This window comes from Streptomyces sp. NTD91 (assembly GCF_059510455.1).
Window position 1 is genome coordinate 52,774 of the sequence record NZ_JCAJZW010000021.1, and the last position, 14,171, is coordinate 66,944.

The 14,171-nt window shown below is 70.0% G+C and carries 10 protein-coding genes; 1 reads left to right on the forward strand and 9 read right to left on the reverse strand.

Features of this window, described 5'->3' with window-relative positions:
- Positions 1-25: 25 nt before the first annotated feature.
- From AC5WRT_RS21815 to kdpF, 6 genes are all read right to left on the reverse strand, one after another.
- The gene (locus tag AC5WRT_RS21815; protein WP_496095152.1) at positions 26-2,572 is read right to left on the reverse strand and encodes a DUF4118 domain-containing protein; all 2,547 of its coding nucleotides are present in this window, start codon (positions 2,570-2,572) and stop codon (positions 26-28) included.
- Positions 2,573-2,574: 2 nt separating this feature from the next.
- Positions 2,575-3,258, reverse strand: coding sequence for a response regulator (locus tag AC5WRT_RS21820; protein ID WP_496095153.1), 684 nt, complete (start codon positions 3,256-3,258; stop codon positions 2,575-2,577).
- A gap of 94 nt (positions 3,259-3,352) precedes the next feature.
- On the reverse strand, positions 3,353-3,937 hold the full coding sequence (gene kdpC / locus AC5WRT_RS21825; protein WP_496095154.1) for a potassium-transporting ATPase subunit KdpC: 585 nt from the start codon (positions 3,935-3,937) through the stop codon (positions 3,353-3,355).
- A 38-nt stretch (positions 3,938-3,975) separates the two neighbouring features.
- Entirely contained in the window at positions 3,976-6,117 is a 2,142-nt protein-coding gene (gene kdpB, locus AC5WRT_RS21830) for a potassium-transporting ATPase subunit KdpB (RefSeq protein WP_496095155.1), read from the reverse strand.
- On the reverse strand, positions 6,117-7,778 hold the full coding sequence (gene kdpA / locus AC5WRT_RS21835) for a potassium-transporting ATPase subunit KdpA (protein WP_496095156.1): 1,662 nt from the start codon (positions 7,776-7,778) through the stop codon (positions 6,117-6,119). The genes kdpB and kdpA overlap by 1 nt, the downstream gene beginning before the upstream one ends.
- Before the next feature lie 8 nt (positions 7,779-7,786).
- Positions 7,787-7,876, reverse strand: a complete 90-nt coding sequence (kdpF, locus tag AC5WRT_RS21840) for a K(+)-transporting ATPase subunit F (protein WP_016434100.1) — start codon at positions 7,874-7,876, stop codon at positions 7,787-7,789.
- A 327-nt stretch (positions 7,877-8,203) separates the two neighbouring features.
- Here kdpF and AC5WRT_RS21845 point away from each other — a divergent pair, with 327 nt between their 5' ends.
- Positions 8,204-8,758 carry a hypothetical protein gene (locus AC5WRT_RS21845; protein WP_496095157.1) on the forward strand — a complete coding sequence of 185 codons (555 nt, stop codon included), beginning with the start codon at positions 8,204-8,206 and terminating at the stop codon, positions 8,756-8,758.
- A gap of 16 nt (positions 8,759-8,774) precedes the next feature.
- On the opposite strand, the gene AC5WRT_RS21850 is transcribed toward AC5WRT_RS21845, so the two are convergent.
- The 3 genes from AC5WRT_RS21850 to AC5WRT_RS21860 all read right to left on the reverse strand — a co-directional run bounded on the left by AC5WRT_RS21850 (position 8,775) and on the right by AC5WRT_RS21860 (position 14,081).
- Positions 8,775-10,691 carry an NAD-binding protein gene (locus tag AC5WRT_RS21850; RefSeq protein ID WP_496100518.1) on the reverse strand — a complete coding sequence of 639 codons (1,917 nt, stop codon included), beginning with the start codon at positions 10,689-10,691 and terminating at the stop codon, positions 8,775-8,777.
- Positions 10,692-10,782: 91 nt separating this feature from the next.
- Positions 10,783-11,583, reverse strand: coding sequence for a DUF4118 domain-containing protein (locus AC5WRT_RS21855; RefSeq protein WP_496095159.1), 801 nt, complete (start codon positions 11,581-11,583; stop codon positions 10,783-10,785).
- The gene (locus tag AC5WRT_RS21860) at positions 11,580-14,081 is read right to left on the reverse strand and encodes a sensor histidine kinase (protein ID WP_496100519.1); all 2,502 of its coding nucleotides are present in this window, start codon (positions 14,079-14,081) and stop codon (positions 11,580-11,582) included. Before AC5WRT_RS21860 ends, AC5WRT_RS21855 begins: the two co-directional genes overlap by 4 nt.
- Positions 14,082-14,171: the final 90 nt, after the last annotated feature.

Consider the following 14,171-nt stretch of genomic DNA (forward strand, 5'->3'; position numbering starts at 1 on the left):
CCTGAACGCTTGCGGGCTCGGCCGCTTATGTCGTGGCGGCGGATGTGCGCTGGGGCTCCTCAGGGCGGCGTTGGGGTGCCGTCGGCAGGGTGAGGACCATGGTGAGGCCGCCCCCGGGAGTGTCCTCGGCGTTGAGGGCGCCGCCGATGGCCTCCACGAAGCCGCGGGCCACCGCGAGGCCGAGGCCGACGCCGGCGCCGCGCGGGGAGTCGCCGTAGCGCTGGAACGGTTCGAAGATGCGGGCTTTGTCCTCGTCCGGGACGCCGGGGCCGCGGTCCACGACCCGGACCTCCACGCGGTCCGCTATGGCGCTGGCCGAGACGAGGACCGGTTGCCCCGGCGGGCTGTACTTCACCGCGTTCTCAACGACGTTGGCGACCGAGCGTTCCAGCAGGCCGCGGTCGACGTCGACCATGGGCAGCGTCTCCGGGATGTCGAGGTCGACGCTGTCCTCGGGTACGCCGCCGAGCGCCATGGGGATGACCTCGTCGAGGTCGGTCTCGCGGATGATCGGTGTGACGGTGCCGGTCTGGAGGCGGGACATGTCGAGCAGGTTGCCGACGAGGTGGTCGAGGCGGTCGGCGCCCTCCTCGATGGCGGCCAGGAGCTCTGCCTGATCGGCCTCGGACCATTCCACGTCGTCCGAACGCAGGGACGTGACGGCGGCCTTGATGCCGGCGAGTGGGGTGCGCAGGTCGTGACTGACGGCGGCGAGCAGGGCGGTGCGGATGCGGTTGCCCTCGGCCAGGGCCTTCGCCTCGTCGGCCTCCTGCTGCAGGCGCTGGCGGTCCAGCACGACGGCGGCCTGGGCCGCGAAGGCGGCCAGTACCCGGCGATCTTCGGCAGGCAGGACACGGCCGGAGAGGGCCAGAGTCAGATGGTCACCGACCGGGACGTCCACGTCGGCTGCGTCCGGGGTGGCGCAGGGGCGGGGGCCGACGCTGCCGGCGCAGGTCCAGGGAGCGACGTCGTTCTCGCGTTCGAGCAGGGCCGCCGACTCCATGCCGAAGGTCTCGCGGACCCGGTCCAGGAGTGCTTCCAGGGTGGTCTCGCCGCGCAGGACGTTGCCGGCGAGGAAGGAGAGGATCTCCGACTCGGCGCGGAGCCGGGCGGCCTGGTGGGTGCGGCGGGCGGCCAGGTCCACCACTGAGGCGACGGAGACGGCGACGCCGAAGAACACCGCGATGGCGACGATGTTCTTCGGGTCGGCGATGGTCCAGGTGTGGACCGGTGGGGTGAAGTACCAGTTCAGCAGGGCGGATCCGACCACCGCCGAGGTCAGTGCGGGCAACAGGCCGCCGAGCAGCGCCGCCGCCACCGTCATGGTCAGGAACAGCAGCATGTCGTTGGCCAGCCCGAGGTGCGGCAGCACACTGCTCAGCAGCCAGGTCAGCAGCAGCGGCCCGGCGATTCCGGCCAGCCATCCCCAGATGAGCCGGGCCCGGCCGAGCCGCGCGCCCCTTGCGGCGACGGGCAGTCCTCGGCCCTTGCCGACCTCGTCGTGGGTGATGAGATGGACGTCGAGGTCGGGGCCGGATTCCCGGGCCACCGTGGCGCCGACGCCGGGTCCGAAGACGTACTGCCAGCCCTTGCGGCGTGAGACGCCGAGGACGATCTGCGTGGCGTTGACGCCGCGCGCGAAGTCGAGCAGGGCGGCGGGGATGTCGTCACCGACCACGTGGTGGAAGGTGCCGCCCAGGTCTTCCACCAGGGTGCGCTGGACCGCCACTTCCTTCGGGGAGGCGGAGGTCAGGCCGTCGCTGCGGGAGATGTAGACGGCCAGGACCTCGCCGCCCGCGCCCTTCTCAGCCAGGCGTGCGGCCCGGCGGATGAGGGTGCGGCCCTCGGGGCCACCGGTGAGCCCGACCACGATCCGTTCGCGCGAGCCCCAGATCTTCGAGACCCGGTGCTGGCTGCGGTACTCGGTCAGGTACTCGTCGACCCGGTCGGCGACCCACAGCAGTGCCAGCTCGCGCAGAGCGGTGAGGTTGCCGGGACGGAAGTAGTTGGACAGGGCCGCGTCGACCTTGTCCGACTTGTAGATGTTGCCGTGCGCCATCCGGCGCCGCAGTGCCTCCGGGGACATGTCGACCAGCTCGATCTGGTCGGCGCGCCGTACGACCTCGTCGGGGACGGTCTCCTGCTGCCGTATCCCGGTGATGGATTCCACGACGTCGCCCAGCGATTCCAGGTGCTGGATGTTGACCGTGGAGATCACGTCGATGCCGGCCGCGAGCAGCTCCTCGACGTCCTGCCAACGCTTGCTGTTCCGGCAGCCGGGGACGTTGGTGTGCGCGAGTTCGTCGACGAGGACCACTTGGGGGCGGCGGGCGAGGACGGCGTCGACGTCCATCTCGGTGAAGACGCTGCCCCGGTAGTCGATCTCCTTGCGCGGGACCTGTTCCAGGCCGTGCAGCATCACCTCGGTGCGCGACCGGCCGTGATGCTCCACGAAGGCCACGACGCAGTCGGTGCCCCGTTCCACTCGGCGGTGTGCCTCGGAGAGCATCGCGTAGGTCTTGCCCACGCCCGGTGCCGCGCCGAGGTAGATCCGGAGCTTGCCGCGTGCCATGTTCATCCTTCGAAGCGGTAGCCCATGCCGGGCTCGGTGATGAGATAGCGGGGATGGGAGGGGTCCGATTCCAGTTTGCGCCGCAGCTGGGCCATGTAGACGCGCAGGTAGTTGGTCTTGTTGCTCTGGGAGACACCCCACACCTCCTGGAGCAGCCGCTTCTGGGTGATCAGCCGGCCGGGGTTCGTCACCAGGATCTCCAGCAGGTGCCACTCGGTCGGCGTCAACCGTACGTCCCGTCCGTCCCGTACGGCCTTCTTGGCCAGCAGGTCGAGGGCGAAGTCCTCCGTCTCGACCAGCGTCGTCTCCGGGACGAGCGGGGTGTCCTCAGTGCGGCGGACGGCCGCCCGCAGCCGGGCGAGCAGCTCGTTCATGTTGAACGGCTTGGTGACGTAGTCGTCGGCGCCCGCGTCGAGGGCCGCCACCTTCTCGCCGGACGACTGACGTGCGGACAGGACCATGATCGGGACGCGGGTCCAGCCACGCAGGGCCCTGATGACGTCGGTGCCGTCCATGTCGGGCAGGCCGAGGTCGAGCAGGACCACGTCCGGCTGGCGGGCCGCCGCCAGCCGGAGCGCGGTGGCGCCGTCGGGGGCGGCGTCGACGCCGTAGTTGCGTGCCTGCAGGTTGATCACGAGGGCCCGAACGAGCTGCGGGTCGTCCTCCACCACGAGCACCCTGGTCATGGGTGTGTGCCTCTCCTGTCGTCATGACAGCGGGAGTCGACGGACCCGGGATTTTCCCCCGGCCGTCGACTCCCACGCATGTCGGGTGATCCCGTCACTGCTTCGCCAGAAGGTCCTTGAGCGCGATGTTGAGCGCCAGGACGTTGACGTGCGGCTCACCCATGAAGCCGAGGGTGCGGCCGTCGGTGTGCTCCTTGACCAGCTTCTGCACCTGGGCGACGGACAGGCCGTTCGCCTTGGCCACGCGGCCCACCTGGATATCCGCATACGCCGGGGAGATGTCCGGGTCGATCGCGGAGGCCGATCCGGTCACCGCGTCCTTGGGCACCTCGGACTGCGGTACGCCGTTGAACTCGGCGACCTGCTTCTTCGCGTCCTCCACCATCTGCACCAGCTTGGGGTTGCTGGCGCTGAGCTGGCTGGAGCCGGTGGTCAGCGGGTCGTAGTTACTGTTGGACGGACGGGGCTGGAACCACTGCGGGTCGGGCTTGTCGGTGCCCTTGACGTTCCAGCTCTGTCCGATCAGCGAGGAGCCGACCTCCTTGCCGTCGACCTTGACCATCGAGCCGTTGGCCTTGCTGTGGAAGGCCGCCTGGCCGATGCCGGTGACGACGAGGGGGTAGACGATGCCGGTCACGACGGTGAGGACGAGCAGCATGCGCAGAGCAGCCCACGTCATACGGCCCAGATTCACAAAGGAGGAGTTGTTCATGTCCTTCACCCGATCCCGGGGATCAGAGAGATGAGCAGGTCGATGATCTTGATGCCGATGAACGGGGCGATCAGCCCGCCCAGGCCGTAGATGCCGAGGTTCCTGCGGAGCATCTTGTCGGCGCTGACCGGCTTGTACTGCACGCCCTTCAGGGACAGCGGCACCAGCGCGATGATGATCAGCGCGTTGAAGATGACGGCCGACAGGATCGCGGAGTTCGGCGAGGACAGCTGCATGATGTTCAGCTTGTCCAGGCCCGGGTAGACCGCCGCGAACAACGCGGGGATGATCGCGAAGTACTTCGCGACGTCGTTGGCGATGGAGAACGTGGTCAGCGCACCGCGGGTGATCAGCAACTGCTTGCCGATCTCGACGATCTCGATGAGCTTGGTCGGGTTGGAGTCGAGGTCGACCATGTTGCCGGCCTCCTTGGCGGCCGACGTACCGGTGTTCATCGCCACGCCGACGTCGGCCTGCGCGAGCGCGGGCGCGTCGTTGGTGCCGTCGCCGGTCATGGCGACCAGTTTGCCGCCGGCCTGCTCCCGCTTGATGAGGGCCATCTTGTCCTCGGGAGTGGCCTCCGCGAGGAAGTCGTCGACGCCCGCCTCCTCGGCGATCGCCTTGGCGGTCAGCGGGTTGTCACCCGTGATCATGACCGTCTTGATGCCCATGCGGCGCAGTTCCTCGAACCGCTCCCGCATGCCGTCCTTGACGACGTCCTTGAGGTAGATGACACCGAGTACCCGGGCGCCCTTGTCGTCTTCGACGGCGACCAGCAGCGGGGTGCCGCCAGCCTCGGAGATCCGGTCGGTCAGAGCCTGAGCGTCCTCGGCGACGGCGCCGCCCTGCTCCTTGACCCAGGCGATGACCGAGGCCGTGGCGCCCTTGCGGACCTTGCGGCCGTCGACGTCCACGCCCGACATCCGGGTCTGGGCGGTGAACTCGATCCACTCGGCGCCGACCAGTTCACCCTGGTGCCGCTCGCGCAGGCCGTACTTCTCCTTGGCCAGGACGACGACGGAACGGCCCTCGGGGGTCTCGTCCGAGAGGGAGGACAGCTGGGCGGCGTCGGCCACCTCCGCCTCCGTCGTCCCGCGCACCGGCACGAACTCCGCCGCCTGCCGGTTGCCGAGGGTGATGGTGCCGGTCTTGTCCAGCAGCAGGGTGGAGACGTCACCGGCGGCCTCGACCGCACGCCCGGACATGGCGAGCACATTGCGCTGCACCAGGCGGTCCATGCCCGCGATACCGATCGCGGACAGCAGAGCGCCGATCGTGGTCGGGATCAGACAGACCAGCAGGGCCACCAGCACGACCATGCTCAGCTTGGAGTGTGCGTAGTCGGCGAACGGCGGCAGGGTGGCCACGGCCAGCAGGAACACGATGGTCAGCGACGCCAGCAGGATGTTCAGCGCGATCTCGTTGGGCGTCTTCTGCCGGGCCGCGCCCTCGACCAGGTTGATCATCCGGTCGATGAACGTCTCGCCGGGCTTCGTCGTGATCTTGATGACGATCCGGTCGGACAGCACCTTCGTACCGCCCGTGACGGCGCACCGGTCGCCGCCGGACTCGCGGATGACGGGTGCGGACTCACCGGTGATCGCCGACTCGTCCACGGAGGCGACGCCCTCGACGACGTCGCCGTCACCGGGGATGATGTCGCCCGCCTCGCAGACCACCAGGTCGCCGATGGTCAGCGCGGTACCCGGAACGCTCTCTTCCGAGCCGTCCGTGAGCAGCCGGCGGGCGACGGTGTCGGTCTTGGCCTTGCGCAGGGTGTCCGCCTGCGCCTTGCCCCGGCCCTCGGCGACCGCCTCCGCCAGGTTGGCGAAGATCACGGTCAGCCACAGCCAGGCGCTGATCGTCCAGCCGAACCAGTCGCCCGGGTGCTGGAAGGAGAAGACCGTGGTCAGGACGGAGCCGACGAGGACCACGAACATCACGGGGGACTTGACCATCACCCGCGGGTCGAGCTTGCGGAAGGCGTCGGGCAGCGACTTGACCAGCTGCTTGGGGTCGAACAGGCCGCCGCCGACACGGCCCTCGGGCGCCTTGTGCCCGGTCGGCGCGTCCTGGTGGGGCGCGAGGGTGGGAGTGGACATCGAGTCCTGCTTCTTGATCTCTGTCTTCTGCGTGTTGGTGGTCATCACGCCAACCCTTCGGCCAGCGGGCCCAGCGCGAGGGCCGGGAAGAACGTCAGACCGGTGATGATCAGGATCGCGCCCACCAGCAGACCGGTGAACAGGGGCTTCTCGGTCCGCAGGGTGCCCGCGGTGACCGGGATCGGCTTCTGCTCGGCGAGCGAGCCGGCCAGCGCCAGCACGAACACCATCGGCACGAAGCGGCCCAGCAGCATGCACAGGCCGAGCATCGTGTTGTGGTACTCGGTGTTCGCGGCGAAACCGGCGAAGGCCGAACCGTTGTTGTTCGACGCGGAGGTGTAGGCGTACAGCACCTCCGAGAAGCCGTGCGCACCCGCGTTCGTCATCGACGACTGGCCCTTGCCCAGCGCCATCGCCAGCGCCGCGCCGACCAGCACCAGGGCAGGGGTGACCAGGATGTAGGCGGCGGCCAGCTTCATCTCGCGGGCGCCGATCTTCTTGCCCAGGTACTCGGGCGTACGGCCGACCATCAGACCGGCGATGAACACGGCGATGATCGCCATGATCAGCATGCCGTAGAGGCCGGAGCCGGTGCCGCCGGGCGCGATCTCGCCCAGCATCATGCCGAGCAGCAGCACGCCACCGGAGAGCCCGCCGAAGGAGTCGTGGAAGGAGTCCACCGATCCGGTGGAGGTCATCGTGGTCGACACGGCGAACGCCGACGAGTTGCCCTCGCCGAAGCGCTGCTCCTTGCCCTCCATCGCGCCGCCAGCCAGGTGCGAGGCGGTGCCGGGGTGGGCGTACTCCAGCCAGGTCACGGCGACGAGGGCGAAGAACCAGATGATGCCCATCGCGGCGACGATCGCGTAGCCCTGCTTCACGCTGCCGACCATCTTGCCGAAGGTGCGCGGCAGCGAGAACGGGATCACCAGCAGCAGGAAAATCTCCAGCCAGTTCGTGAAGCCGTTGGGGTTCTCGAACGGGTGTGCGCTGTTGGCGTTGAAGAAACCGCCGCCGTTGGTGCCCAGGTCCTTGATGGCCTCCTGCGACGCCACGGCGCCCGGGCTGATGGCCTGCTTCTGGCCGGTGAGCGTGGTGATGTGGTGGATGTCGCCGAAGTTCTGGATGGCGCCGCAGGCGATCAGGACCACGGCCGCGATCACGGAGAGCGGGATCAGGATCCGGACGATGCAGCGCACCAGGTCGGCCCAGAAGTTGCCCAGGTCGCCGGTGCGGGACCGGGCGAAGCCGCGCACCAGCGCAACCGCGACCGCGATGCCGACGGCCGCCGACACGAAGTTCTGCACGGCCAGGCCCATGGTCTGGGTGACGTGGCTCATCGCCACCTCGCCCGAGTAGGACTGCCAGTTCGTGTTGGACACGAACGACGCGGCCGTGTTGAACGCCTGGGCCGGGCTGATCGGCTTGAAACCGAGCGACAGCGGCAGCTTGTCCTGGACCCGCTGGAGCAGGTAGAGGAAGAGCACGCTCACGGCGGAGAAGAACAGCACCCCGCGCAGATAGGCCGGCCAGCGCATCTCGGCGTCGGGGTTGGCTCCCACGGAGCGGTATATCCACCGCTCGACGCGCAGGTGCTTCTTGGACTGGAAGACGGCGGCCATGTAGTCGCCGAGGGGACGGTGCACGAGGGCGAGCGCGCCGATCAGCGCGGTCACGAAGAGCACGTCAGCAAGTACGGGACCCATGTCTGTGCTCAGAACCTCTCCGGGAAGATCAGGGCGAGGACGAGATAGCCCAAGAGGGCGACGGCCACGACCAGGCCGACGATGTTCTCGGCGGTCACAGCTTCGTCACCCCCCGGGCGACGAGAGCCACCAGCGCGAAGACCGCGACCGTGACGGCGACGAAGGCCAGATCGGCCATCGTGAACTCCTGAAGAGGTTCGGGGGTGGAACATGGACGCTTAGAGGAAACCCTGTCTCTGGCCGGATTCGGTCGCTCGTTGACGGCCCTCTTACGGCCGCACCCACGGCTTTGACGGAACTCTTACGGCTGGTGATTCCTACCGGCTGGTAACTCTGGCGGGTGAGCGGCCGAGGACTGTGCGGTCCTCATCAGAACAGCGTCGAAACGATGTTTTCCGGTCCTCGGCGTCTCTAACGTCACCGGCATGGGACGCGGTGAGAAGGTGCGCAGGTCGCCGGTCGGCGCCGGGGCGGCATCATCCGGGGACGTGGTGTACGACCGTCGCTGGGCACGGGACGTGAGGGACGCCGTCCGGTGCGCAGGCGCACTGCTCACCCTGCTCCTGCTCGTCGACTGGGGCTCGGGCCGGTCCACGCCCTGGCGCGCTCTGCTGTGGCTTGCGCTCGCTCTCCTGCTCTTCCTCGTGCTGCCCGCCCGTGTCTCAGGCGGCGGGAACTGGGTGGCCTCTCGGCGGCTGCTCGGCGAACGCCGGGTACGGACCGACCAACTGGTGTCCGTGCGTTGCCTGGACGGTGTCTCCCGGCGGCTCCTGCTGCGGGGCGCCTACGGCGCGCGTGTCGAGATCGACCCCGACGTGCTCGTGAACAATCCCGCCCTGTGGCACCGCTTCGAGGAGGGCGCCCGGAAAGCGGCAGCCGAGGGTCTGCTGTCGTGCGGGCAGATCGCGTTGTGCCGGCTTGCTGCCCGCGTCGACCGCGAGACCGCTCTGGCCGTGTTGAAGGCATCCGGACTGGAGTAATTCTCCCGGGCGTCCCTCAGCACCGTGGATCCGACGAGGGATGCGGCTGCACGCCCGTCATGAGGATGTCCAGCCCGCGCCGGGTGGTCGCCAGGACGACACGGTCGCCGGCGCGCAGCACCCGCCCCTGCGCAGGGCGCCAGTCGAAGCCGGACCGGTCGGGACGGAGCCCGGTGAGGGTATCCAAGGAGGACGAGGCCGCCGAAGGGCCGGCGGCGCCGACGGCGAGTACCCGCCACTCGTTCTCCCGGAACGCCTCGTGCACCGAGCGCCCCTCCAGTTCGGGATGCCCGGCCACATCCACGCACGTGAACAGCAGCGAGCCGCGTTCCACCGGCATCACACCCAGCACATGGCGGCCCATCATGGCGGCGGCGAAGGGGGGTGCGGCCAGCGCGGAAACGCTTCGGCTGCGGGTGAGCGCGTCGGGGTAGGAGGCGCGCAGGGTGCGCTGGACGGTCGCGGCGAAGTCGTCGTCGTACAGCCGCATGACCACGCGGACCGCGGGATTGTGCTCCCGGGCGGCCATGACGATGTCCAGGTTCTGGCCGTCGTCGCGGGTGAGGACGAGCAAGGAGCGGCTGTGCCGGACCCGGGCGAGGTCGAGCACGTCCGGGGTCGTGGCGTCCTGCAGGAGCAGCGGCACGCCCAGTTCACGGGCGAGGGTGACACCGCGCGCGTGCGGGTCGCGCTCGATCACGACCACCTGGTGGTCGGTGGTGCGCAGCCGGGCCAGCGCCCGTGTGCCGATCTTGCCGAGGCCGACTAGGACGATGTGGCCGGTCGTGTCCTCGTCGGGCGGGTGGCTCGCGGAGGCGGCGCGGAAGGCGTCGGTGGCGTTCAACGTCGCGGCCACGACGAGTGGCAGTACGGCCAAGCCGACGAAACCGGCGACGAGTTGGAGGATGCGGCGGGCGACGGACTCGTTCGTGGCAGGGTCGCCCATGGTGAAGATGTCCAGCATCGGCAGGTACAGGTTCTTCCACCACGGGTGCTCGTCCGCGAACAGCGCGGTCGCGCCGGCCAGGGCCAGCACCATGGCGCCGAGCGCGCCGAAGACGGCGGTGAGCTCGCGGGAGAGGAACACCTTCCACGGCAGGTGCGCCAGGCGTGCCCGCAGCCAGGCACCGGGGCGGGCGCGCCGCTGTCGCTGGGCAGGGTCGGGCGCGTGGTGGTGGGTGACCTCCTCCAGCATCAGCCGGCCGTGCGTGAACTGGCGGTGGTACGCGGTCTGGGCGTCCGGCAGTAGCTGGGTGCCGTCCTCGCCGGGTGTCTCCGGGCTGTCCTGGCTCGCCGGGTCGTCCTGGTGGGCGCCGGACAGGACGGCGAGCGTGGCCAGGTCCGTGGCCTGTGCCTGCGCCCCGGCCGCGCGTACGACACCGCGGAAGACCTTGCCCTCGACCTGGAGGGTGTGTCCGTGGCCGACGGCGGCTGCCGCCACGAGTTCCGGTACGGCGGTGTCGGCGTCCGACAGCACCGTCGTGGAGGTGTCCTGCGCCGCCTCAGGGGCCAGGCCGGCGGCGCGGTCCAGCAGCCGTTCCAGGTGCCGGCCGCGCTCGTGGTGGAACATCCGCACCACCAGCCGTACCGACGGGTTGAGGGTGCGAGCCAGCAGGGCGGCGGTCATGTTGACCTGGTCGTCGCGGTAGGTGAGGGCGAGCGCGGCGGCCCGCTCGACCCCGGCCGCCCGCAGGGTCCGCTCGTCCGGGCGGGCGGAGACGAGCAACTCGACGGGGGAGCGCGGGTCGGCGTGCAGCGCGGCGATTTCGGCACCGAACTCGTCCTCCTGGGAGGGCAGCACCACGGTGACGACCTCGCCGCACACAGCGTCCAGTTCGAGCGCGAGGCGGTGCGCGAGTCCGTCGTCGCCACAGATCACCATGTGCTGGGAGCGCTGGCCAATTTCTGGCTGGAGATGGAGAGTTGACGTCACATCGGAGAGGAACGGCGTGAGGCGCGGCGTCGTTCCACCGAATGGCCCGTCAGGCGTCAGGAACGCGTAAGGAAATCCGTCGCGTCCGGTCTCACCATCCGCGTACCGGCCCGGACGTGTCCAGCGCGGCCCCCGTCTGGTCGGCCAGGGTCATCGCGACCAGCCGGGACTGCAGCGGGGGGACGGCGCCTGGGCCGGGGGTGAGCATGAAGCGGCCGAGGTAGTGGCCGTTGCCGTAGGCGCGCAGTTCGATCTCGCCTTCGGGCCAGCCGTCCGTGTCGGGATTCCAGGTACGGCGGCCCACCGTTACGCTGCCGTCCTTCTCCAGGCGCGGCGGCCGTCCCATGAGGGTGCCGTACTCGAAGCGGCAGGCACGCAGGCCGAGCAGGTCGGTCAGCTCGGTGCGGACGTGGTCGACCACGGTGTCCGCCGAGTTGACGGACTGCACGAGGTCGGCCGTGCGGTGGATGCGTGCCAGGTGTGCCGCGTCGGTCACCGACATGATCTCCAGCCGACGGGCTCTCGCTGCGAGCTGCGACACGATCACGCCGACGACCAGCAGCAGCACCGCCGTCTCGATGTCCGCCGAGGCGTTGATGTCGAAGGTCTGGTAGGGCCGGGTGAGGAAGAAGTCGAACCAGGCCGCCGCCGAGAGGGCCGCGACCACGCCCGCCGTACGATTGCCCAGCGCGGACACGGCGACCACCACCACGACGAGGATCAGGGCAGCGTTCGTGTGTGACAGGCTCGTACGCAACGGGACGAGCGCGAGGGCCACCAGGAAGGGGGCGGCCAAGCCGGCCGTCAGGGCCAGCCGGTCCCTGAGGGGCCAGGTGTGGGCCGGGGTATGCATGCCGTGCAGCATCCTCCAGGCGCCTGTCTCCGTGCTCATCGCGCACCTCCTGCGCTCTGCTGGGTGGGTTCGGCCCCTACGGTCTGCTCGGCGAGCGGCAGCGAGACCACCATGGTCAGTCCGCCGCCAGGGGTGTCCTCGGGGGTGAGGGTGCCGTTCATCGCCTCGGTCAGGCCGCGGGCGAGGGCCAGGCCGAGGCCGAGTCCTGTGGTGTTGTCGGTGTCACCGAGCCGCTGGAACGGCTCGAAGATTCGCTCCCGGTCCGTCTGCGCCAGTCCCGGCCCCCGGTCCACGACCCGCATCTCCACCCGCCCTGCCAGAGCACTGGCAGTAACCACGACCTTTCGACCCTGGGGGGTGTGGCGGGCGGCGTTCCCGACCAGGTTGGCAATCACTCGCTCCAACAGCGGCGGGTCGGCCAGCACCGCCGGGATGCCCTCCACGTCCGTCACCTCGACCTCCGGGATGTCGGTGAGCGCCATGGGCAGGACCTCGTCCAGTGAGGTCGGGAGCAGGTTCAGGGTGAGGGCGCCGGCCTCCAGACGGCTGAGGTCGAGCAGGTTCTTCACCAGACGGTTCAGCTTGGCCATGGACTCGTCGGCCGTGGCGAGAAGCTCGTCGCGGTCCTCGGGCGAGAACTCGACGTCGCGGCTGCGCAGTGAGGCGACGGCGGCCCAGCCCGCGGCGAGCGGAGTGCGCAGGTCGTGGCCGACGGCCCGCAAGAGGGCCGTGCGCAGCCGGTCGGCGGCCTTCACCGGCTCCACCTCGGCCGCCGCCTGAGCCAGCCGGGCCCGCTCCACCGCGGAGCCGACGTGTGCGGCGAACGCGGCCAGGACCCGCCGCTCGGAGGAGGAGAGGGTACGGCCGCGCAGCACCAGGTAAGTGCCGGGCCCAGCCGATACGAAGGTGGTGCCCTCGCCGTCCGGTGGCTCGTCCGCCAGTTCCGCCGACTCCATGCCGAACGTCTCCCGGGTGCGCTCCAGCAGGGCCGGGATCGTCGCCTCGCCCCGCACGATGGCGCCGGCCAGCGAGGACATGGTCTCGGCTTCGGCGGTGGCACGTGCCGAGCGGCGGGACAGCCGCAGGGAGCGGTCCACGACGCCGGCCACGGTGGCCGCGACGACCGCGAACACGGAGGGAGCCAGAACGGCGTTGGCGTCCTTCAGGGCGAAGGAGCCGATGGGCGGGATGAACCAGTAGTTCAGCAGCAGCGAAGCCGTCACCGAGGCGATCACCGCGGACGCGACCCCGCCTATGCAGGCCACACCGACCACGGCAAGCAGGAACAGCAGCGCCTCGCTGGTCAGGTCCAGCGTCCCGCGCACCTGGGCCAGGACGGTCGTCAGCAGCACGGGCAGGACCAGCCCGGCCACGGGGCCGGCGATCAGCCGGGCCGTGGACAGAGTGCGGCGCCGGGAGGGCAGGAGGGCGCCGCGTCCGGCCCGTTCGTGGGTGACGCGGTGGACATCGATGTCGCCGGACAGCTCGGTCACGGTCTCGCCCGTGCCGGGCCCGGTCAGGAAGCGCTGCAGCCGGCCGCGACGGCTGGTACCGAGGACGAGCTGGGTGGCGTTCTCGGCACGGGCGAACTCCACCAGGGTCGTGGACACGTCCTCGCCGATGACCGAGTGGTAGCTGCCGCCGAGGTCCTCCGCCAGCCTGCGCTGCCGGGCCAGGGACGCGGCCGAGACCCCGCCTGCCGCCAGGCCGTCGCTGCGGGCCACGTGCACCGCGAGCAGATCACCGCCGGCCGACCGCGCGGCGATCCGCGCGGCCCGCCGGATCAGGGTGTCCCCCTCCGGCCCTCCGGTCAGGGCGACGACCACCCGTTCCCGGGTCTCCCAGACACCACCGATGCCGTGCTGCGAGCGGTACTCCTGCAGCGCCTCGTCGACCCGGTCGGCCACCCACAGCAGCGCCAGCTGCCGCAGCGCGGTGAGATTGCCCGGCCGGAAGTAGTTGGCGAGGGCTGCGTCGACCTTCTCGGGCGCGTAGATGTTGCCGTGCGCCATGCGGCGGCGCAGCCCCTCCGGGGGCATGTCCACGAGCTCGATCTGCCAGGCCCGTCGTACGACCTCGTCGGGCACGGTCTCGTGCTGCGGGACGTTGGTGATCTTCTCGACGACGTCGTTGAGGGATTCCAGGTGCTGGATGTTCAGCGCGGTGATCACATCGATGCCGACGGCGAGCAGGGCGTCGATGTCCTGCCAGCGCTTGGCGTTGCGCCCGTCCCCGGGGACGTTGGTGTGCGCGAACTCGTCGACGATCGTGACCTGGGGGCGCCGGGCGAGCACCGCGGCCAGGTCCATCTCCTCAAAGCCCCCACCTCGGTACGTGTAGGAGGCGCGCGGGACGACCTCAAGGCCGTCGAGCATCGCCTCCGTGTGCGGGCGGCCGTGGCACTCCACGAAGCCCACCACCACGTCCGCGCCGCGGGCAGCACGGCGGTGCCCCTCGTCGAGCATCCGGTAGGTCTTGCCGACCCCCGGGGCCGCCCCGAGGTAGACCTTCAGTCGTCCGGGCCGTACGTCACTCATCGCCGCCGACGCGCTCCGCTCACTGGATCAATTTCCCCCTCATGAAGGGGGCTGCTCCTAAGAAAGCCCCTCCCGGAGCCGTGCGGGATG

What these genes read in the sequence shown, in the direction of transcription:
- AC5WRT_RS21815 (WP_496095152.1), bottom strand. Translation starts at nt 2,572, where the DNA reads ATGGCACGCGGCAAGCTCCGGATCTACCTCGGCGCGGCACCGGGCGTG.
- AC5WRT_RS21820 (WP_496095153.1), bottom strand. Translation starts at nt 3,258, where the DNA reads ATGACCAGGGTGCTCGTGGTGGAGGACGACCCGCAGCTCGTTCGGGCC.
- kdpC (WP_496095154.1), bottom strand. Translation starts at nt 3,937, where the DNA reads ATGACGTGGGCTGCTCTGCGCATGCTGCTCGTCCTCACCGTCGTGACC.
- kdpB (WP_496095155.1), bottom strand. Translation starts at nt 6,117, where the DNA reads ATGACCACCAACACGCAGAAGACAGAGATCAAGAAGCAGGACTCGATG.
- kdpA (WP_496095156.1), bottom strand. Translation starts at nt 7,778, where the DNA reads ATGGGTCCCGTACTTGCTGACGTGCTCTTCGTGACCGCGCTGATCGGC.
- AC5WRT_RS21845 (WP_496095157.1), top strand. Translation starts at nt 8,204, where the DNA reads ATGGGACGCGGTGAGAAGGTGCGCAGGTCGCCGGTCGGCGCCGGGGCG.
- AC5WRT_RS21855 (WP_496095159.1), bottom strand. Translation starts at nt 11,583, where the DNA reads ATGAGCACGGAGACAGGCGCCTGGAGGATGCTGCACGGCATGCATACC.
- AC5WRT_RS21860 (WP_496100519.1), bottom strand. Translation starts at nt 14,081, where the DNA reads ATGAGTGACGTACGGCCCGGACGACTGAAGGTCTACCTCGGGGCGGCC.